Consider the following 19862-nt stretch of genomic DNA (forward strand, 5'->3'; position numbering starts at 1 on the left):
AGCCGATTGGTGGGCGGCATGTAGCCTGCTCGTCAAACGTCACAGCCCGACCACATTGTGGCCGGGCTTTTTCATGTCTGTCACATTCGCACGTTAGGCTGTCTCCCCGTGAAAAGACAAGAACTCGTAGGCATGCTGAGCCTGTTGTTGACCGCGCTGATCTGGGGTTTTGCGTTCGTGGCGCAGGTCCAGGGCATGGATTTGATGTCGCCGATGTTCTTCAACGCCACCCGCTTCACGCTGGGCGCGCTGTCTTTGGTGCCGATTTTGCTGTGGCAGCGTGGCCGGGGGAGCGCAGATAAGGGCGATACAGCCGGGGTCGATGTCGTTGGGACCGAGGCATCCAGGGCCGTCTCCACAGATGCCGCATCGAACGGTGCATCCGACGTCGTTACCATCACCGGTGCCAAGCTGAATGCGAACAAGCCCGATTCGGCCGTGGCGCTGTCCATCGCAGGCTTCTATCTGCTGTGCATCACCGATGGTTTCGGTTCGATCGGCCTGGCGGATACCCTGCTCGTGTTCACGGCCGTGCTGTTCGCCGTGCATATTCTGGTGATCGATACTTTGGGCGGCACCATGGACGCCATCAAGCTTTCATTCGGCCAGTTCTGCACCACCGCCGTGCTGAGCTGGGCGGGTTCGCTGATCGAAGGCTCGGTCGACTGGGCCTTCGCTGCCCATTCCTGGATTCCGATTCTGTACGCCGGCATCGGCTCGGTGGGTATCGCGTACACCTTGCAGGTGGTCGGCCAGCAATGGGTGCCACCGACGCGAGCCAGCCTGCTGATGAGCCTCGAATCGTTCTTCTCGGCGGTCGGCGGTGCCCTACTCCTCGGTGAAGTGATGACCCCGCGCGGCTACCTCGGCTGCGCCCTCATCTTCCTCGGCACCCTACTGGCCCAAGCGCCGGCCAGACTGCCGAAGTGGCTGAAACGCTAAATGAATCGGCCGCAGGCCGATTCCATAGCACCTCAGTCCGAGGTCTTAGGCGCTTCGCCCACTTGCGGCGCGCCGTTGATGTCGCGGTGGATGTTCTGCATTTGCACTTCAATGTTCTGCAGCGAACGGGCGCAGTCGAGCAGCGTCTGTGAATGCTCGGCGAGCTTGTTGTCCGGCAAATCGGTCTTGTAGCGCAGCGCATGCTCCAGCGACGCCCAATAATCCATGGCGATGGTACGGAACTGCACCTCCACCGGCGTGTAATGCGCGCCCGAGGAGAGAAACACGGGCACCGCGTAGATTACGTGCAATGAACGATACCCGTTCTGTTTCGGGTTCTTGATGTAATCCTTGACGCGCAGCACCTGAATATCGGACTGCGACGACAGATAGTTGGACACGGAATACACGTCGTCGCGGTAATTACAGATCACGCGGATGCCGGCCACATCGAACAGATTGTCCTTAATCGAATTGACACTGATTGGCAGATTCTTGCGCTCCAGCTTGCCAATGATCGAACTCACCGACTTCAGACGGCGTTCCATATGATGTATCGGGTCATGGCTGAACCGCACCTGGAACTCGTCGTCGAGAATCTCCAGCTTGGTGCTGATCTCGTACATCGCGCCTTCATACACCTGCATGAGGTCAACGAATTTAACGACCTGTTCGGGAGTGAAGGTGCCTCCCGGAAGATCCAACGCTTTGAGACGGGCTTGCAGATCGGAGGTTTTGAGTCGGCTATGTCGGTCAAGTATCACGTCCACCAATATACTCGGCGGATTCCAACCAATCTGGATGTTAGCGGGGAATCTTTCCAAGAACCCATAATTTGACATCGTGACAACCAATGGCATACGTGACCGGAGCATGACGAACCCCGCCGATAGAATCGGTCGTTATGAATGAAGACATGATGACCGAGGCGGAGCGTGCCTCGATTGCAGCCGATGGAACCGATAGCTTGCTGGGGGAGCGTGGAAAGGGCGTATTCCATATCCACACGCTCGGCTGCCAGATGAACGTGCACGATTCCGAGCGCATCGCCGGCGTGCTGGAGGCCAATGGCTACGTGCCTGCAACCGAGGGCCAGATCAATGACAATGACCTCGATCTGCTGGTGCTCAATACCTGTGCGGTACGCGAGAACGCAGCCGAACGCATGTATGGCACCATTGGCCGATTCAATCGCGTCAAACTGGTTCGGCCGAACCTGCAGATCGCCGTTGGCGGCTGCATGGCCCAGCTTGACCGCAAGAAGATCGCGGATACTGCGCCATGGGTTTCCGCGGTGTTCGGTACCAAGAACATCGAAGATCTGCCCAAGCTGTTGGATCAGAATCGTGCGACCGGCAAGGCGCAGGTCCAGGTCACTGAACAATTGCGGCAGTTCCCGAGCCAGCTTCCCGCCGCCCGCGCCTCCCGCATCAGCTCGTGGGTGGCGATTTCCGTGGGCTGCAATAACACCTGCACGTTCTGCATCGTGCCCACCACGCGAGGCAAGGAAAAGGACCGCCGCCCCGGTGACATTCTTGATGAGATCCGCCAATGCGTGGCCGACGGCGCCAAGGAGGTCACGCTCCTCGGCCAGAACGTGAACTCGTTCGGCTACGGCATCGGCGATCGATACGCTTTCAGCAAGCTGTTGCGCGCCTGCGGAACCATCGACGGTCTCGAACGTGTGCGCTTCACTTCGCCGCACCCGGCCGCCTTCACCGATGATGTGATTGCAGCCATGGCCGAAACGCCGAATATCATGCATCAACTGCATTTCCCGCTGCAGTCCGGTTCCGACCGGATTCTACGCGCGATGCGCCGCTCCTACAGGTCCGCCAAGTTCCTCGATATCTTGGGCCGCATCCGCGAGGCCATGCCCGACGCCCAAATTTCCACCGATATCATCGTCGGATTCCCCGGTGAAACCGAGGAGGACTTCCAGCAGACCATGGACGTGGTGCGCCAGGCGCGCTTCTCCTCGGCGTTCACGTTCATCTACTCGCCACGCCCCGGCACGCCGGCCGCCGCAATGGAACAGATTCCGCGCGACGTGGTGCAGGACCGGTTCGACCGTCTGGTGGCGTTGCAGGAGCAGATCACCGAAGAGAACCTCGCCACATTCGAGGGCCGCGACGTCGAAGTGATGATCACCGGCAAACTCGGCAAGAAGGACACCGACACCCACCGTGTCACCGGCCGCGAGAAAACCGGCGTGCTGGTGCACATCGGCGTGCCTGAAGGCGAACCGGTACCTGAAATCGGCGATTTCGTCACGGTCACCGTCACACACGCTGGCCGCCATAATCTGCTTGCCGACCCCGATGTGGCCGCTGGACAGACCTATTCCGTGCGGCACTGAGGGGGCGTATATGACGCAACGAGTCGTCTCCATCGTCGGTCCCACCGCGTCAGGCAAGACGGGGTTGGGCATCGCCATCGCCCGGCGTCTGGCCGAAGCGGGGGAGCGGGCCGAAATCGTGAACGCGGACGCCTACCAGATGTACCGTGGCATGGATATCGGCACCGCCAAACCCACCGCCGAAGAACAGGCGGTCGTGTCGCACCATCTCATCGACATCATCGACCCCGAAGACACGATGAGCGTGGCCCGATTCCAGCAGCTTGCGCGCGAGACCATCGCCGACCTGCAATCACGTGGCATCCGGCCGATTCTCGTCGGCGGCTCCGGCTTGTACGCCAGAGCGGCCATCGATGACATCACCTTTCCCGGCACCGATCCCGACGTGCGCACACGTCTTGAGGAACGCGAGAAAACCGAGGGTGCCGGTGCTTTGTTCGACGAGCTGCGGGCCAAAGACCCCGAAGCCGCCGCGCGCATGGACCCACGCAACCCACGCCGCACCATCCGTGCGCTGGAAGTCATCGAGCTTACCGGCAAACCGTATTCGGCCAGCCTGCCGCGCTACCGGTACGTGATTCCGTCCATACAGATCGGACTCGACCTGGACCGCCCGGATTTGGACCATCGCATCGACCTGCGCACCAAGCAGATGTATGACGATGGATTCATCGAAGAAGTCGAACGGCTGCGCCCGCATCTGGGTGCCACCGCCGTACGCGCGCTCGGCTATCAGCAGATCATCGACCTGCTGGACGGTATCTGGGATGTGAACGACGCCTTCGCGGACATCGCACAGAAAACCAAGCGACTCGCCCGCAAACAGATGGGATGGTTCGGCCGTGACCCGCGCATCCACTGGCTGCAGGCCCTGAACCCGAAACTGGTCGACAACGCGATGGCCATTATCGCGCACGCCGACGCCGGCGACTACGACTCGATCGACGCCCGAGCCGACGAATACACCCAGCATCATCTGGGGGATATCACGGCGTAGGAATCAGCCAAAGGCCGATGCAATCACCCGCAATCAGTGTGCAGGCCCCTGATTCCAGCCGGCGATCAAGAACACGCGCGTCGGATTCGCCGGGCGTAGTATCGCGTCGAACATCGTCTCCAGTGCAGACGTGTCGCCCCGATATGCCGAGTGCTTGGCGGAGCGATACTCTTCGCGCGCCACTGAGCCCCAGTCGAGATCCCAGCCGGCGTCATGCGCCAAGCGTGAACCGAATATACGCAGCACCATCGCATTGCCGCCACGGAACGGATGCAGATAACCGAGCTCATCATAAATAGAAGCAAACGCGTGAACGAACACGTCGCGATCCAACGCATGCAGGTTGCGCTTGTCCGCCAACTCCATCGCGATGTTGTGCGCGCCGGTCTCAATGAGCCCAGCCGGGAAGAACGCCTCAGGATTCGCGGCCCGAGCCCGGTCGTTCGTCACCTCGCGTGTGGTGTTTGAGGTACGCAACTTGCCCGCATCCTCGAACACGCCTTCGAACAGCCCCTTATGAATGGCGGTCAACTCGTCCAAGTCGCCAGACGGATTCCACCGACGTTCCGCCAACAATACGGTACGTGCGAACACCGCATCCGCGCGATCCGTGGCATGATCATCCAGACTGCCGGCAGCCAGACGATCCTTTCCGGCAGGGTCGGCGGCGGCGCGCAGACGCATGGCGGTCTGCTCGTCCGCCACATCGATGAGATGGGTCACGGGCTCCAAGCCACGTTCGTAGGCAACCGCGGCGCGCATCGTTGCCTCGCCCGGCGTCATCGCTTCCAGTGCGCAGTTCTTGAGTGCAAATGCGACTGCGCTCGCACGCTCTGCGGGTGTCATGCAACCCATGATAAGGCATATTCGCGCTCCAGCGGGGAATCGACTCGGACGAACCTCGACGAACCGCGGCGAATCGGCTGTCGGGATTCGTCAATCGACCATATCGTCACGGTGTCGTCACCAACCATGCACCCCCGTACTAGTAGAATCAGACCCGATATGGCACGAACAGCATCCTCCAACAGCACCAAACCCCGTAAATCCAAAGACAACGGGTCTACCCATGATGGCGAAACCAAGGTCCAGCCCGAGCTTGACCTCGAACCTGAGCCGTTGTGGAAGAAGATCCTGCTCGCGATTCCGCGCGCGTTCGGCTCCGGCGTACGCGCCGTCACCGGCGTCGGCGAATACGACCCAGCCTACCGTCGTGACGGTTTGTGCTTCCTGCTGCTCGTGCTCGCCGTACTGTTCTGCGCGTCCGAATGGTTCCGTGTCAGCGGTCCATTCGGCCAGCTGCTTCACGCCATCGCGGCCGGTGTGCTTGGTCTGATGAGCGTCGTGCTGCCGGTGTTGCTCGCCGCCGTGGCCTTCCGACTCATGCGCAATTCCGGTAAAGGGTCCAATAACCCGCGTGTGGTCACCGGTTGGGTGCTGCTCATGTGGTCGATCTGTTCGATCATCGACGTGGCGATCGCCGCCGACCACACCGGATTCGACATCACGATTCTGCAATCCGCCGGCGGCCTGTTCGGCTTCTTCCTCGGCTCACCGCTCGCCTGGGGCCTTTCCAACGTGTTCGCCATCATCATTTTCGTGGTCGTCGGCCTGTTCTCCTTGCTGATGATTACCGGCACCCACGTCACCGATTTGCCGGAGGATGCGCGCAAAATCGCAGCTAAAATCCAACGCAAACCGTATGTGCCGATGGGCCAGGAGGCCGACGGAAGCGCCAGCCAGTTCCCCAACGAGGTCCGTGTGGGAGATACCACACTCGCCTTTGCCGACGGTGTTCCCTCGCATGACGGCGACGATGACGGCAACGACAACGATCAGGCCGGCGATGCACGGCCCAGCCTGTTCGCACGACTGTTCGGCCGCAAGTCCAAGACCGAAGACGACAAAACCCTTGACAAGTATGCTGCCGACGATCCGTTCGACCGTGCCGCCAGCCAGCATGGTGCCACCGCCGAAACCCCGGTGGTCGATCCGATGACCGGCGAGATTACCGGTGCGCGAACCATTGCATCGTCTTCGTACGACGGCCGTCCGCACCTATCCAGCCCTGCGCCTGCTGCCGATGCAGATGATGGCGACGCTTCCCGAACCCGCGTCATCACCAGTGGCCAGCCCGTCGCCATGCCCGGTGGGGGAGCGGTAGACGATCCGTGGGCACCCAGTGCCGCCCAGGCCGGTACTGTCGCGCTCGCAGGGGCAGCCGGGGCGATGGGAGCAGTCGGAGCCGCCGGTGCCGCGGCCGCGGCAGCCGCGACCGGAGCCTACGCAGGCGCCGATGCGGATGGCAGCGGAGTCGGCCAGGGCGTGCCCAATACGGACGGACAGCCGAATGCCGATGCCAGCAGCGACATCGACGACGATGCCAATAGGCCGTATCAGTTGCCCGACCTGAACCTGCTGACCAAAGGTCAGCCCCATGCGATGCGCACCCCGGCCAACGATCGTGTGATCCGGGCATTGACTTCCACCTTCGAACAGTTCAACGTGGACGCCAGAGTCGTCGGCTTCCTGCGTGGCCCTTCGGTCACCCAATATGAGGTCGAGCTTGGCCCCGGCGTCAAGGTGGAGAAAGTCACCAACCTGCAGCGCAACATCGCCTACGCGGTGGCCAGTTCGGATGTGCGCATCCTTTCACCGATTCCCGGCAAGTCCGCCATCGGCATCGAAATCCCGAACGAGGATCGTGAAATCGTGCACTTGGGCGACGTATTGCGCTCCGACAAGGCCGTGGGCGACCCGAACCCGATGCTCTCCGGCATCGGCAAGGACGTCGAAGGCCACTTCGTGACCGCCGACCTGACCAAGATGCCGCACCTGCTGGTGGCAGGTGCCACCGGTTCCGGTAAGTCGAGTTTTATCAACTCGATGCTCACTTCGATCATCATGCGTGCCACGCCCGAACAGGTGCGTCTGATCATGGTGGATCCCAAGCGCGTGGAACTGTCCGCCTACGCAGGCATCCCGCACCTGCTGACCCCGATCATCACCGATCCGAAGAAAGCCGCACAGGCCCTCGAATGGGTGGTCAAGGAGATGGATGCACGCTACTCCGACCTCGAATTCTTCGGATTCCGCCACGTCAAGGACTTCAACGAGGCCGTGCGCGCCGGCAAGGTACATGCGCCCGCCGGCTCCCAGCGCAAGGTGGCCCCCTATCCGTACATCCTCGTGGTGGTCGACGAGATGGCCGACCTTATGATGGTGGCCAAGAACGATGTGGAAAGCTCCATCCAGCGCATCACCCAGCTGGCACGAGCCGCCGGTGTGCATCTGGTGCTCGCCACCCAGCGTCCGTCCGTGGACGTGGTCACCGGTCTGATCAAGGCCAACATTCCATCCCGACTGGCGTTCGCCACCTCGTCCGCCACCGATTCGCGAGTCATTCTCGACACGGTCGGTGCCGAGACCCTGATTGGCCAGGGCGATGCGTTGTTCCTGCCGATGGGTTCCGCCAAGCCGATTCGTGTGCAGGGCTCGTGGGTGTCCGAATCCGAGATTCGCAAGGCCGTGGAGTTCGTGCGCACCCAGCGCAAGCCGAAGTACCGCGAAGACATCGAACAGATGGCCAAGGAAGCCGAAAAGAAAGACAGCATGGAGCCCGACGAGGAGATCGGCGACGACATGGACGTGCTGCTGCAGGCCGCCGAACTCGTGGTCACCAGCCAGTTCGGCTCCACCTCGATGCTGCAGCGCAAGCTCAGGGTCGGCTTCGCCAAGGCCGGCCGACTCATGGACCTGCTCGAATCGCGTGGCGTGGTCGGGCCGTCCGAAGGCTCGAAGGCCCGCGAAGTGCTCGTCCAGCCGCAGGACCTACCGCAGGTGCTCGCCTTCATCCGAGGCGAAACCAGCTCGCTCGAAGCCACCGCCCCGCAACAGCCCGAACTCGGCGAGTAATTCACCCATCGACCTTCCTCTGATGAGGGAGGTGGCCCCGAAGGGGCGGAGGGAGAGAAGCGCCGCCACGCGGCCATCAACACGCAACCTGATTCCCGAATAATAGCAGTCAATATCCAGCCACCACTCACTCAAGGTAGGAGTATGGGGGTAACGTGAACACTATGGATGAGAACACAATGGACAAGCAGTCATCGCCCAAATCATCGCTGTTCGACGGGTGGAACGCGCCGCCGAACCTGGTCACCTACTCGCGCATAGTGCTGGTGGTGATCTTCCTGGTGCTCGACATTCTCGCCGGGGCCTGGGGCGCCGACGACCTCACCCTGCGTTGGATCGCCGCGGTGCTGTTCATCGTCGCCGCGTCCACCGATAAAATCGACGGTTGGATGGCCCGCAAATACAATCAGGTCACCGAAATGGGCAAGCTCATGGATCCGATCGCGGACAAGCTGCTCACTTGCGGCGCAATGATTGTATGCTCCGCGTTCGGCGAGCTCGGCTGGTGGGTGACCATCCTGTTCCTGATTCGCGAAATTGGTATCACCGTTATGCGTTTCTTCGTCATGGAGCGTCCGGGCGGCAAGGTCATCGCCGCCGCATGGCCCGGCAAGCTCAAGACCGTATTCCAGTGCGTGGGTCTGTCCATGCTGCTGCTGCCGTTCTGGTCTCTGGGTAACGGACAAGCCACGCCGTTCTGGATGACCGCTTACTACTTCCTAACCTACGCCATCATCTACGTGGCATTGGTCCTGTGCCTCTACTCGGGTGCTGTATACCTATATAACACGTTCGTCGCCCCGAAAAGGAAGTGACGGATATTCCAATGCAGGAATTGTGCGACAGTCTCGCGGCCGGCATCCTCAAGATCTGCGAGGCGAACAATACGAAAATCGCCTGCGCTGAATCCCTGACCGGTGGCCTGCTTGCCGATGCGTTCGTGCGTATTCCCGGTGCCTCCAACGTGTTGTTGGGCTCCGCTGTCACCTACGACATCAATGCCAAGGCCTCGATCCTGCACGTGGACAAGGCCCTATTGGGTCGAGAAGGCGCCGTACACCCAGAAGTCGCCCGGCAGATGGCCATCGGTGCCGCTCGCCTATACAGCCAGCCGGAATACGGCGACCGAATCATCGGCCTTTCCACCACCGGCGTGGCCGGCCCCGGTCCGGACGGTGACAAGCCGGCCGGACTGGTGTATGTGGGCCTGCGCATCCCCGCAAGCCTCACCACGGACCATGCCGAAGTGCTCAAAGCCGTCGAACTCCATCTTGATGGCATGCGCGAAGAGGTTCGTCGCCTCGCCGTATTCCACGTTCTGCAAAACTTGAGTCTATTTACAGCAAGTTTTAAGGAATAAAACCGCGGGACCGTCGTGTTGTACATAGTGGAAACACTGAACCGACCTTGGAAGGGGCGATGGCGATGGAAACGATGACCCGAGTGAACGAACAGATGGATGTGGCCGCCAAGAAGCCGATGGCTGTGCAGCCGGGTGTCGCCCGTATGCGTGAACTGACTCCGGCCCAGCGCCGTGCGGTGATGTTCGCCCAGCAGCAGGTGCTCAAGGCGCAGGCCGCCAAGAAGGCCAAGGATCAGCGTCAAGCCGTTCGTGAACGTATGTGGGATGAGGATTCGCCGTCGGACAAGCCGACTGCCGCTGCCGAGCCCGTGGTGGTTGAGGAGGAGCCTCGCGAGGTTTCGCTGCGTGGTGCTATCGGTCATGTGCTGCGCGAACTGCGCACACGCGATCGCCGTACGTTGCGTGAGGTCTCTGAGAAGGCAGGCGTTTCGCTGGGCTACCTTTCCGAAGTCGAACGTGGGCAGAAGGAAGCCAGCTCCGAACTGCTGAGCTCCATCGCCGATGCGCTCGGAGTCTCCACTTCGCGCATGCTGCGCATGGTGGCTGATTATCTCGACTCGGTCGAGGGCTGATCGGTTGGCGGTGTGAAACCGTGTCCCGTAATCTATGTCTAGCTGTGAACCCGTATCGCTTGTGGCGATGCGGGTTTTTGCTGTCCTGTGGGTGGTGGCACACTGGCGTGTATGCGTGAACGGGAATTCTGGGAATTACTTGAAGAGGTGTTCGGTCGGACCTACGGTCGTTCGCTGTCGCGTGATCAACGGATGCCCAAACTGGCGAATATGACTGTGGTCGAGGCGTTGGACGCGGGGGAGGAGCCACGCGTGGTCTGGAATGTGCTCTGCGACCAGATGGAGGTTCCGGACTCCAAGCGTTGGGGCCGCGATCATAACGCGCCGCCCATGCCCGCCGTCTGACACTGCGGGATTACGGAGTCGCTGAATCGTGAAATTGGCGATTTCGGCGTGTTGCACGCCAAATTCGAACAGATGTTCGTGTGTGTGGTTATAGTTATCCACAGTGACAAGAAGCCGCATACGTGTGCACAGGGTGCTTGCCATCCGCCATAAGCCTTACCGCAGTAGGGCTTAAGGAGGCCAGGCGGCCGAGCTTGGGCAAGCTGGAACCACAATGGTTGGTTTGGATTGCCTCACATGGCATGTCCGTCATACGGTGGAGGCATCCGATTCGCGCACGACTTCGACAAGGAGAAGATCATGGCACTTGAGACCAAGCCGGCCAAGGACCCGGCAGCCGAGGACAAGCACGAGCTCGATCCCAAGCGCAAGGCGGCGCTGGACACCGCGCTGGCGCAGGTCGAGAAGAGCTTTGGCAAAGGTTCCGCAATGCGACTGGGCGACCAGCCCGAGCAGAACGTCGAGGTGATTCCCACCGGTTCGTTGGCCCTCGATATGGCGCTCGGCATCGGCGGCCTGCCCAAGGGTCGCATCGTGGAGATCTACGGCCCCGAATCATCCGGTAAGACCACGCTCGCATTGCATGTGGTGGCCAATGCCCAGAAGAAGGGCGGCGTGGCGGCCTACATCGATGCCGAACACGCGCTCGACCCGGCCTACGCCCGCAAGCTCGGCGTGGACACCGACTCACTCATCGTCTCCCAGCCGGATAACGGCGAGCAGGCTCTCGAAATCGCCGACATGCTGATTCGCTCCGGTGCACTTGACGTCATCGTCATCGACTCGGTCGCCGCCCTAGTGCCGAAGGCCGAAATCGAAGGCGAAATGGGAGACAGCCATGTTGGTTTGCAGGCCCGACTCATGAGTCAGGCGCTGCGCAAGATGACCGGCGCGTTGGCTCAGGCCGGCACCACCGCCATCTTCATCAACCAGCTGCGTGAGAAGATCGGCGTGTTCTTCGGCAACCCTGAAACCACCACCGGTGGTAAAGCTCTGAAGTTCTACGCCTCCGTGCGTCTCGACATCCGCCGCATCCAGACCTTGAAGAACGGCGACGAAGCGGTGGGCAACCGCACGCGCGTCAAGGTGGTCAAGAACAAGATGGCCCCGCCTTTCAAGTCCGCCGAATTCGACATGCTCTACGGTGAAGGCATTTCCCGTGAGGGCTCGGTGATCGACATGGCTCAGCAGGTTGGCGTGGTCAAGAAGTCCGGTTCGTGGTTCACCTATGAGGGTGATCAGCTCGGTCAGGGACGCGAGAAGGTTCGTCAGTTCCTTAAGGACAACCCGGCCATCACCGAGGAGATTGAGAACAAGGTCAAGGCCGAGTTCGGTCTGATCGGTTCCGCCGACCAGTTCGCGGAAGATGGCGAAGCCGCAGCAGCGGCCGCTGTCAGCGAGGCCGCCGCTGCCGACGTGGCCAAGGACAGCAAGGCCGCAGCGGCGCCTGCTGCCAAAACGACCCGTGCCAAGGCCGGCGCAGCTAAGGCCTGAACATGATTAGTGCCGAAGCATTCTTGCGGCGCAATCCTGTTGCGTCGCAAGACATGCCCATTGCCGAGCAGCGTGTTCAGTCGAAACCGTCGGGACGTTTTTCTCGACGGGGGAGAGGTGCTGCCGTTGTCGAAGATCCCAATGATTTGGACGCTTGCCGCGAGGCTGCATTGCGTTTGCTGGACGCGGCCCCGCGTGCATCCGGTGCGTTACGCGAACGATTGCTTGCCAAAGGGTACGGCGAGGCGATCGTGGACGAGGTCATCGAACGGCTGATTCGCGTGCAACTGATTGACGACCGCGCTTATGCCGAATCGGCCGTACGCTATTGTGCCGGTCGCATGATGGGCCGTCGTGGTGCGGTCCTGGAACTTGCTCGCAAAGGCGTGGACCGCAAACTGGCTGAACAGGTGTGTGGCGAAGCTGAGCAAAACGGCATCTTTGAAGATGCCGCATGGGAATTGGGCCGCCAGATAGCCCGCAAAACCCATGGCCTCGATCATCAAGTCCGTCAGCGTCGGTTTTGGTCCGCAGGCGGCCGCAAAGGACACAGCCCCGAAACCCTCCGCCGAGTCGCCGCCGAATTGTTGGCGTAGCCAAGAAAAAAATGAGACCTCTCATACCCCGGGTTCTGTCGTGCCGTGCGCGAACGCGCAGCACGGATGGCCATCCATCTCGACCTGACGTTACCGCCAGGCTCTAGCAGCCTACCCGATGACACGGGCGAGCAGCCCTTACCGCCATCTGCTTGGCCTTGCTCCCGATGAGGCTTGCCATGCGACCTACTGTTACCAGAGGCCCGGTGGTCTCTTACACCGCCGTTTCACCCTTACCCGTCGAGGACGGGCGGTCTGTTCTCTGTTGCGCTATCTCTCAGGTCACCCTGGGCGGACGTTATCCGCCATCGTGCTCTATGGAGCCCGGAAGTTCCTCAGCCGATCCCAATGAAGATCACGGCCGCGGCCATCAAGAGGTCTCAAGCTTGCAATTATACATAAGGTGCGGAAAAGGCGGCATCCCGCCCTGCGGTGAGGCCATGACGTTGCCCGGTTATCCTGTTTTCTCCATAGTTGGGCGATTCGTGAACGACGCGCCGAATATCGGATGGGGCGTGTCGGGCGTGTCGTATGGAGACGAATCAAATCTGTAAGAGCTTGGTATGTGCGAGAAAGAGCAAGAAAACGCTGCCTATCCATTGCAGTATTTACCATGACGAACAAACAAGCCAGCCTGATAAACCGGTATCAAATCTTCTTATAGGAGACTGCTGCCAAAACCCCAGTATATACATCGTTTCATTGCAAAGAAAAGCCCGGAGATAAACATATATTCTCTGGGCGAGTTTCCGGCCGTTCACCCATTGTTCGTCTACAATGAAACATACCCGGTCGGTGATGATGCCGTTCGGAACACATATAGCGGGTTACACCGCTTGAGTTAGAGGAGGTCAACATGGAAATCGTCGTTACCGGACGCCACACGCAGGTCAAGCAAAGGTTCCGTGATGTGGTCGAGACCAAGATGAATCGTGTGACCGCTATCGCCCCAGATGCTCAGCGCGCGCAGATCGTGCTGACCCATGAGGGCAACCCGCGTCAGGCCGATACCGCCAAGCGCGTGGAAATCACCGTTATCGCCGGACGTACCATGGTGCGTGCGGAGGCTTCCAGCACCGATGAATTCAGTGCGCTGGACATGGCGCTGGATAAGTTGACGCTGCGTCTGCGTCGTACTCGTGACCGTCGCAAGGATCACCGTCGTGGTTACGCGAACCCGGTCCCGGTGGATCTGGGTGTTATCGCCCCGGAGCCCGAGCCGGAGGTGTCGGAGGAAGAGCCGAACAACAGCCCGCAGGCTGCGGTCGCCTCCGATCTTGGCCCTGGCGAATCCGTGGAGGTCCAGGTTGGGGATACGCCGATTGTCATCCGTCGCAAGCTGCACATCGCCGAGCCTATGAGCATCGACGAGGCGCTGTACGAGATGGAACTGATCGGACACGACTTCTTCCTGTTCGTGAACAAGGAGACCGGACGCCCGTCCGTCGTCTACCACCGTCACGGTTGGAGCTACGGCGTGTTCGAAATCGATACTCCGGAGAACGTCAAGAAGGCCTGAAGGTAAGGCCTGCTGACACGATCAGCTGATACCGCATGGACCGCTTCCAATATGGAGGCGGTCCATTTTTTCGTAAGAAGGTCGAAAAAATCGACTGCTGACGGTGCGAGGCGCTATTCTGGTACGCGGACACCACCACTTATCAGTCAAGGGAGAACCCAGTGGTCGATATTGTTGACAAAGCCCTGCGAATGGGTGAAGGCCACCAGCTCAAGAAGCTGGAGAACGTGGCCAAGGCCGTGAACGCTCTGGAGGATGAGATCTCCGCCCTCTCTGACGAGGATCTGAAGGCCCAAACCCCGAAGTTCAAGCAGGAAATCGAAAACGGCAAGAGCCTGGACGAGATCATGCCCGAGGCGTTCGCCACCGTGCGCGAGGTCTCCAAGCGCACCCTTGGCCAGCGTCACTTCGACGTGCAGCTCATGGGCGGTGCCGCCCTACACTGGGGCAACATCGCCGAAATGAAGACCGGTGAAGGCAAGACCCTGGTCGCCACCCTGCCCACCTATCTGAACGCCCTCGAAGGCAAGGGCGTGCACGTGGTCACCGTCAACGACTACCTCGCCAGCTACCAGAGCGAGCTGATGGGCCGTATCTACCGTTTCCTCGGCATGAACGTCGGCTGCATCATCACCGAGCAGAAGCCGCCGGAGCGCCGCAAGCAGTACAACGCCGACATCACCTATGGCACCAACAACGAGTTCGGCTTCGACTACCTGCGTGACAACATGGCCTGGGAGAAGGCCGACCTCGTGCAGCGTGGTCACCACTACGCCATCGTCGATGAGGTCGATTCCATCCTCATCGATGAGGCCCGTACCCCGCTTATCATCTCCGGTCCGGCCGAAGGCGATGTGACCCGCTGGTACCGTCAGTTCGCCAAGCTGGTGCTGAAGCTCACCCGCGACGAGGACTACGACGTCGACGAGAAGAAGAAGGTCGTCGGTATCCTGGACCCGGGCATCACCAAGGTCGAGGACTTCCTCGGCATCGACAACCTGTATGAGCCGGCCAACACCGCCCTGATCGGCTACCTCAACAACGCCATCAAGGCCAAGGAACTGTTCCTGCGTGACAAGGACTACGTCGTCACCCAAGGCGAGGTGCTTATCGTCGACGAGCACACCGGCCGTATCCTGCCGGGCCGCCGCTACAACGAGGGCCTGCACCAGGCCATCGAAGCCAAGGAAGGCGTGGAGGTCAAGGCCGAGAACCAGACCTTCGCCACCATCACCCTGCAGAACTACTTCCGTATGTACGACAAGCTCGCGGGCATGACCGGTACGGCCGAAACCGAGGCCGCCGAGTTCATGAACACCTACAAGCTGGGCGTGCTGCCGATCAAGACCAACAAGCCGATGATCCGCAAGGACCAGGACGACCTCATCTACCGCACCAAGAAGGAGAAGCTGGCCGCCATCGTCAAGGACGTGGCCAAGCGTCACGCCGAGGGCCAGCCGGTGCTGCTCGGCACCGCCTCCGTGGAAAGCTCCGAAGTGGTCTCCGCCCTGCTCGACGTGGCGAAGATCCCGCACCAGGTCCTGAACGCCAAGCAGCACGAGAAGGAAGCCGCCGTGGTCGCCGTCGCCGGCCGCAAGGGCGCCGTCACCGTGGCCACCAACATGGCCGGCCGTGGTACCGACATCATGCTCGGCGGCAACGTCGAGTTCCTTGCCGACGCCAAGCTCAAGTCCGAGGGGTACTCTCCGGAAGACACCCCGGAAGAGTATGAGAAGCGTTGGCCGGGCACCCTGAACGAGATCAAGGCCCAGGTCAAGGACGAGCATGAGGAGGTCAAGGAGCTGGGCGGCCTGTACGTGCTCGGCACCGAACGCCACGAGTCCCGTCGAATCGACAACCAGCTGCGCGGCCGTTCCGGCCGCCAGGGCGATCCGGGCGAGTCCCGCTTCTACCTGTCGCTGGAAGATGACCTGATGCGTCTGTTCAACACCCAGCTGGTGGCCCAGGTCATGGCCAGGGGCATGGAGGAAGGCCAGCCGATCGAGGCCAAGTCCGTCACCAAGGGCGTGCGCACCGCGCAGAAGGCCGTCGAATCCCGTAACTATGAGATTCGCAAGAACGTGTTGAAGTATGACGACGTGATGAACAAGCAGCGCACGGTCATCTACTCCGAGCGTCAGGCCGTGCTCAAGGGCGAAGACATCCACAAGGACATCCTGCGTTTCATTTCCGACACCGTCGAGTCCTACATCAAGGGTGCCAACAAGGGATCCGAGAAACCGAAGGACTGGGATTGGGAGGGCCTGTTCAAGGCGCTCAACACCGTGATTCCCACCAAGGTCGACGAAGACGAGGTCAGGAAGATCGTCGGCGGCCTCAAGGGTGCGAAGGCCGTCGAGGCCGTGCGCGACCTGATCGTCGAGGACGCCAGGCAGCAGTATGGCGAAATGGAGGAGACCATCGGCGAGACCGGCTTGCGCGATCTCGAACGCCGCGTGGTGCTCGCCGTGCTCGACCGCAAGTGGCGCGAGCACCTTTACGAGATGGATTACCTCAAGGACGGCATCGGCCTGCGTGGCATGGGCCAGCGCGACCCGCTGGTCGAATACCAGCGCGAAGGCTACCAGATGTACAACTCCATGATCGAGGCCATCAAGGAGGAGACCGTCCAGCTGCTGTTCCACATCGACATCAAGCAGGTCGCCACCACCGACGATGCCGTTGACGAGGTCGAGGAGACCGCCGAAAGCGCCGACACCATCGCCGTGGCCTCCGGCCCCGACGAGAACGGCGAATCCGTGGTCGAGGCCACCGAGGGCGAAGTCGAAGAAGAGGACGAGGATGCGGACGCCAAGCAGGCGATTGCCGAATCCGCAGCCGCCTCCGAGGCCGGCGAGTCCACGCTGCCTGTTGCCGGCCCGGCTCCGGTCAGCCACGCCGAAGGCAAGGTTCCGGTTTCCAAGCGTCCGAAGAGCGAAGAGCTCAAGACGCCATGGGCCGACGGCCGCACATTCCCTGGCACCGGCAAGAACGCCCCGTGCCCGTGCGGTTCCGGCCGCAAGTACAAGATGTGCCACGGCCAGAACGAGAAGTGACGGTGACGATGAATCGGCATTGACCATCCGATGGTTCGACGACCGAACGGATATACGCCGGGGCCGGCGCCCAATGATATGGGTGCCGGCCCCGGCGTTATTCACGATCGGTATGATGGTCCTGCATCATCTGGCGGCGTCCGCCAACAGTATCCCGGCGATTGCATCGGCGAGTCTCGCGTGGCCTTCCGGATTCATGTGTAGTTTATCGAGATCGCTGGGTTCGGCGACCGTCGCGGCGTCGAGGAACAGCCACCCATTACGTTCGGCGGCCTTGCGGTACCAGCGAGACAGTTCGTGCGAGCGTTCGACGGCGCTCTGCGCGAAACTGGCATAGGGAACTCCGGGTTTGATGTGGATGGGGGAGACGAGAAGGATTCTCGGCGCCGGCCCGCAACCCGCATAGTCGTAATCGCGAATCGTGCGTGCGACCATTTCGGCGCCTGCCGCGACGATGCGCGATGATGCATTGAACATCTCTTTGAGGTCATTGGTACCCAGCATCACAATCGCGTAATCGAGCGGACAGTGCGATTGCAATACGATCGGAAGCGCCTCCATACCGGAACGATGCGGTTCCAAAGGATTATCGAACACGGAGGTGCGACCGCTCATACCCTCTTCGATGACGTGCCATCCATCCCCCAACAGCGAGGCCAGACGCCCCGGCCATCGCACGTCGAGAGGGTGCCTGGTTCCGGGATCCGCGGGATCGGTGCCGAAGGTGTTGGAGTCGCCGAAACATAATACGTTCTTCATAGATGAATCCTTCTTGAAGACAGGCAGCAATGCACACATCATACATCGATCATCTTCGGCGCCAAGCGTTTCCGACGTTTGCCGTAGCCCGCCCGGGCGCACACGGTGCGAGGTGCCGGCCGATGGATGTTCGTGATACGGACGGGAACACATGAGGGAGCGCCGAGCCGTTACAATTGGCGGCACAATGACAATGACACGGGCGCCCGGAAGCGTCGAGGAGGGCATCATGGCCGATATCACATGGAAGTCGATTCTCACCAAGCTGGTCGGGGGAGACCATCTCACAGCCGGGGAATCGGAGTGGTTTGTGGACGATCTGATGCAGGGCAACGCGGACCCCGCCGCCGTCGGTGCCGCGCTCGCCATGCAGGAGCAGCTGGGTCTGACCGCCGAGGAGGTTCGCGGTGCCGCCAAAGCCATGGTTCGCCATGCCGTGCCGCTGCACGTGTCCGGTGAGAGCACCGACATCGTGGGCACCGGCGGAGACGGATTCGCCACCGTGAACCTGTCCACCATGGGTTCCGTGGCCGCTGCAGCCGCCGGCGTGACAATCGTCAAGCACGGCAACCGCGCGGCGTCTTCGAAGTGCGGTGCCGCCGACGTGCTCGAGGACCTCGGACTGCCGTTGGATCTGAAGCCCGAGGCGGTCGCGGAAGTCGGCGACGAGGTGGGTATTACCTTCGCATTCGCCCGCACCTTCCACCCGGCCATGCGTTTCGTGGGCCCGATCCGCTCCGCGTTGGGCATCCCGTGCGTGTTCAATGTTTTGGGGCCGCTGACCAATCCGGCCAATCCCGCACATGTGGCCGTCGGATGCGCCGACCGGTCGATGAGTCCAATCATGGCCGCCGTGTATGCCAGCCGCGGCCAGTCAGGTCTGGTCTACACCTCGCATGAGGGTATGGATGAGCTCGCTCCCACCGGCCCGGTGAGCGTATGGGAGATTCGTGACGGCAGGGTCGACGAATCCGAGTTCGACCCCACCGTGGATCTGGGTTTGGAAGCCATCACCGTCGGGCAACTCAAAGGTGGGACGCCGGATACGAACGCCAACGCATTCAGGGAATTCCTGGCCGCCAAGGACGTTCCTTCCCGCACCACCGCGCTTCTGAACGCCGCCTCCGCGATCGTGGCCGACGGCCATCTGGTCGGTGCCGGCACTCTGGCGTCGCGCTTCGCCGACGCATACCGGTTGGCCGAGGATGCTGTCGACTCCGGCAAGGCTGAAGCCCTGTTCAACAAGTGGATCGAAACCGCCCAGTCCAAGCGTTAGACCCGTGCGCCGTCGTCGTAGTATCCGCCCCGGTTCCCTGGGTGGTCTTTGCGGTTGAGGATTCCCGCCACCAGACCACCCAAGCCGAGAAGGACGCCCAATCCGAAGAGGATGTTGAGCAACGGGCCCAATAGCGGAATCGAATTCAAACCGGGAACGAGCACCATCACCATCTCGCCCACGAGACCGACGACGAGCAGCGTCACCAGCAGCATCGTGGACGTCCTGACCGGCCCGAGGTCGGGGTTCGGGGGAGTGAAGCCGCCATCGTCATGCGCGTCCATGCCGTTGTCGACGTCCAGCCAGCTGGAACCGGTGAAATCGCGCGGGCCAGAACGTCTGCCACCGCGGCCGGGACGGACGTCATCGGTGAACGATCCGATGTCCAGATCGTTCACGGAAAGCAGGGCCTCCTTCTCGCATTTTTTGGCCTGCTTCTCGAACTTTCTGGCCTGGCGCGAGGAAGCCACGTCGTGCAGGTCGGCCTGATGTTCGGCTTCGAATGCGGCCCACGCCGAATCCAGATCGTTCGTGCCATGCGACCCGTCGTCGCCGTCTCCGGGCGTCCGGGGCGAAATGCCGTAATCCTGTCCGTTGCCCGGCGTGGGGGTTGGCCGCTTTCCGTCGGCATTGCTATTCTGGTTCTCAGTCATAACTGTCACTCTAATC

General features: G+C 61.2%; 17 protein-coding genes and 1 other RNA gene. 13 read left to right on the forward strand and 5 right to left on the reverse strand.

The window, feature by feature from the left end; genetic code table 11:
• Positions 1–132 precede the first annotated feature (132 nt).
• Positions 133–942 (forward strand): DMT family transporter, encoded by an 810-nt coding sequence (locus MMB48_RS04995; RefSeq protein ID WP_032745206.1) that lies wholly within the window; start codon positions 133–135, stop codon positions 940–942.
• 32 nt (positions 943–974) lie between these two features.
• Here the strand turns inward: MMB48_RS04995 and MMB48_RS05000 are convergent, their stop codons facing one another.
• Positions 975–1715: a GTP pyrophosphokinase family protein gene (locus MMB48_RS05000; protein WP_080771594.1), complete on the reverse strand. Its 741-nt coding sequence runs from the start codon at positions 1713–1715 to the stop codon at positions 975–977.
• Positions 1716–1846: 131 nt separating this feature from the next.
• Between MMB48_RS05000 and miaB the strand changes: the two genes are divergently transcribed.
• The gene (gene miaB / locus MMB48_RS05005; RefSeq protein ID WP_032745205.1) at positions 1847–3301 is read left to right on the forward strand and encodes a tRNA (N6-isopentenyl adenosine(37)-C2)-methylthiotransferase MiaB; all 1455 of its coding nucleotides are present in this window, start codon (positions 1847–1849) and stop codon (positions 3299–3301) included.
• Between the two features lie 10 nt (positions 3302–3311).
• Positions 3312–4298 carry a tRNA (adenosine(37)-N6)-dimethylallyltransferase MiaA gene (gene miaA / locus MMB48_RS05010; protein ID WP_032745204.1) on the forward strand — a complete coding sequence of 329 codons (987 nt, stop codon included), beginning with the start codon at positions 3312–3314 and terminating at the stop codon, positions 4296–4298.
• A gap of 33 nt (positions 4299–4331) precedes the next feature.
• Here the strand turns inward: miaA and MMB48_RS05015 are convergent, their stop codons facing one another.
• A complete protein-coding gene (locus MMB48_RS05015; RefSeq protein WP_080714907.1) occupies positions 4332–5081 on the reverse strand; it encodes a Fic/DOC family protein in 750 nt (249 codons plus the stop codon).
• Positions 5082–5303: 222 nt separating this feature from the next.
• Between MMB48_RS05015 and MMB48_RS05020 the strand changes: the two genes are divergently transcribed.
• From MMB48_RS05020 to MMB48_RS05050, 7 genes are all read left to right on the forward strand, one after another.
• Positions 5304–8213 carry an FtsK/SpoIIIE family DNA translocase gene (locus MMB48_RS05020; RefSeq protein ID WP_032745202.1) on the forward strand — a complete coding sequence of 970 codons (2910 nt, stop codon included), beginning with the start codon at positions 5304–5306 and terminating at the stop codon, positions 8211–8213.
• Positions 8214–8377: 164 nt separating this feature from the next.
• Positions 8378–9028, forward strand: coding sequence for a CDP-diacylglycerol--glycerol-3-phosphate 3-phosphatidyltransferase (pgsA, locus tag MMB48_RS05025; RefSeq protein ID WP_154535879.1), 651 nt, complete (start codon positions 8378–8380; stop codon positions 9026–9028).
• 11 nt (positions 9029–9039) lie between these two features.
• Positions 9040–9573 (forward strand): CinA family protein, encoded by a 534-nt coding sequence (locus tag MMB48_RS05030; protein ID WP_032745199.1) that lies wholly within the window; start codon positions 9040–9042, stop codon positions 9571–9573.
• Positions 9574–9632: 59 nt separating this feature from the next.
• A complete protein-coding gene (locus MMB48_RS05035) occupies positions 9633–10148 on the forward strand; it encodes a helix-turn-helix domain-containing protein (protein WP_080714905.1) in 516 nt (171 codons plus the stop codon).
• A 111-nt stretch (positions 10149–10259) separates the two neighbouring features.
• Complete coding sequence (locus MMB48_RS05040) at positions 10260–10493, forward strand: DUF3046 domain-containing protein (protein ID WP_032745197.1); 234 nt, start codon at positions 10260–10262, stop codon at positions 10491–10493.
• 300 nt (positions 10494–10793) lie between these two features.
• Positions 10794–11987 carry a recombinase RecA gene (gene recA / locus MMB48_RS05045; RefSeq protein WP_013140879.1) on the forward strand — a complete coding sequence of 398 codons (1194 nt, stop codon included), beginning with the start codon at positions 10794–10796 and terminating at the stop codon, positions 11985–11987.
• A 2-nt stretch (positions 11988–11989) separates the two neighbouring features.
• Positions 11990–12583 carry a regulatory protein RecX gene (locus MMB48_RS05050; RefSeq protein WP_012577315.1) on the forward strand — a complete coding sequence of 198 codons (594 nt, stop codon included), beginning with the start codon at positions 11990–11992 and terminating at the stop codon, positions 12581–12583.
• Between the two features lie 8 nt (positions 12584–12591).
• Here the strand turns inward: MMB48_RS05050 and rnpB are convergent.
• Positions 12592–12966, reverse strand: an RNA gene (gene rnpB / locus MMB48_RS05055) — RNase P RNA component class A.
• Positions 12967–13439: 473 nt separating this feature from the next.
• Here rnpB and hpf point away from each other — a divergent pair.
• The gene (gene hpf, locus MMB48_RS05060; protein ID WP_032745196.1) at positions 13440–14102 is read left to right on the forward strand and encodes a ribosome hibernation-promoting factor, HPF/YfiA family; all 663 of its coding nucleotides are present in this window, start codon (positions 13440–13442) and stop codon (positions 14100–14102) included.
• Positions 14103–14263: 161 nt separating this feature from the next.
• A complete protein-coding gene (gene secA / locus MMB48_RS05065; protein WP_032745195.1) occupies positions 14264–17158 on the forward strand; it encodes a preprotein translocase subunit SecA in 2895 nt (964 codons plus the stop codon).
• Positions 17159–17284: 126 nt separating this feature from the next.
• On the opposite strand, the gene MMB48_RS05070 is transcribed toward secA, so the two are convergent.
• Complete coding sequence (locus MMB48_RS05070; protein ID WP_012577318.1) at positions 17285–17917, reverse strand: GDSL-type esterase/lipase family protein; 633 nt, start codon at positions 17915–17917, stop codon at positions 17285–17287.
• A gap of 229 nt (positions 17918–18146) precedes the next feature.
• On the opposite strand from MMB48_RS05070, the gene trpD reads away from it, so the two are divergent.
• The gene (trpD, locus tag MMB48_RS05075; RefSeq protein ID WP_032745193.1) at positions 18147–19193 is read left to right on the forward strand and encodes an anthranilate phosphoribosyltransferase; all 1047 of its coding nucleotides are present in this window, start codon (positions 18147–18149) and stop codon (positions 19191–19193) included.
• Here the strand turns inward: trpD and MMB48_RS05080 are convergent.
• Positions 19190–19846 (reverse strand): hypothetical protein, encoded by a 657-nt coding sequence (locus MMB48_RS05080; protein WP_032745192.1) that lies wholly within the window; start codon positions 19844–19846, stop codon positions 19190–19192. The two genes, trpD and MMB48_RS05080, sit on opposite strands and share 4 nt — an antisense overlap.
• Positions 19847–19862 lie beyond the last annotated feature (16 nt).

The organism is Bifidobacterium sp. FKU (genome assembly GCF_026016385.1).
Classification (GTDB): domain Bacteria; phylum Actinomycetota; class Actinomycetes; order Actinomycetales; family Bifidobacteriaceae; genus Bifidobacterium; species Bifidobacterium infantis.

Coding starts and splice junctions, on each gene's coding strand:
- MMB48_RS04995 (WP_032745206.1), top strand. CDS start 133: ATGCTGAGCCTGTTGTTGACCGCGCTGATCTGGGGTTTTGCGTTCGTG.
- miaB (WP_032745205.1), top strand. CDS start 1,847: ATGAATGAAGACATGATGACCGAGGCGGAGCGTGCCTCGATTGCAGCC.
- miaA (WP_032745204.1), top strand. CDS start 3,312: ATGACGCAACGAGTCGTCTCCATCGTCGGTCCCACCGCGTCAGGCAAG.
- MMB48_RS05015 (WP_080714907.1), bottom strand. CDS start 5,081: ATGACGCCGGGCGAGGCAACGATGCGCGCCGCGGTTGCCTACGAACGT.
- MMB48_RS05020 (WP_032745202.1), top strand. CDS start 5,304: ATGGCACGAACAGCATCCTCCAACAGCACCAAACCCCGTAAATCCAAA.
- pgsA (WP_154535879.1), top strand. CDS start 8,378: ATGGATGAGAACACAATGGACAAGCAGTCATCGCCCAAATCATCGCTG.
- MMB48_RS05030 (WP_032745199.1), top strand. CDS start 9,040: ATGCAGGAATTGTGCGACAGTCTCGCGGCCGGCATCCTCAAGATCTGC.
- MMB48_RS05035 (WP_080714905.1), top strand. CDS start 9,633: ATGGCGATGGAAACGATGACCCGAGTGAACGAACAGATGGATGTGGCC.
- MMB48_RS05040 (WP_032745197.1), top strand. CDS start 10,260: ATGCGTGAACGGGAATTCTGGGAATTACTTGAAGAGGTGTTCGGTCGG.
- recA (WP_013140879.1), top strand. CDS start 10,794: ATGGCACTTGAGACCAAGCCGGCCAAGGACCCGGCAGCCGAGGACAAG.
- MMB48_RS05050 (WP_012577315.1), top strand. CDS start 11,990: ATGATTAGTGCCGAAGCATTCTTGCGGCGCAATCCTGTTGCGTCGCAA.
- hpf (WP_032745196.1), top strand. CDS start 13,440: ATGGAAATCGTCGTTACCGGACGCCACACGCAGGTCAAGCAAAGGTTC.
- MMB48_RS05070 (WP_012577318.1), bottom strand. CDS start 17,917: ATGAAGAACGTATTATGTTTCGGCGACTCCAACACCTTCGGCACCGAT.
- trpD (WP_032745193.1), top strand. CDS start 18,147: ATGGCCGATATCACATGGAAGTCGATTCTCACCAAGCTGGTCGGGGGA.
- MMB48_RS05080 (WP_032745192.1), bottom strand. CDS start 19,846: ATGACTGAGAACCAGAATAGCAATGCCGACGGAAAGCGGCCAACCCCC.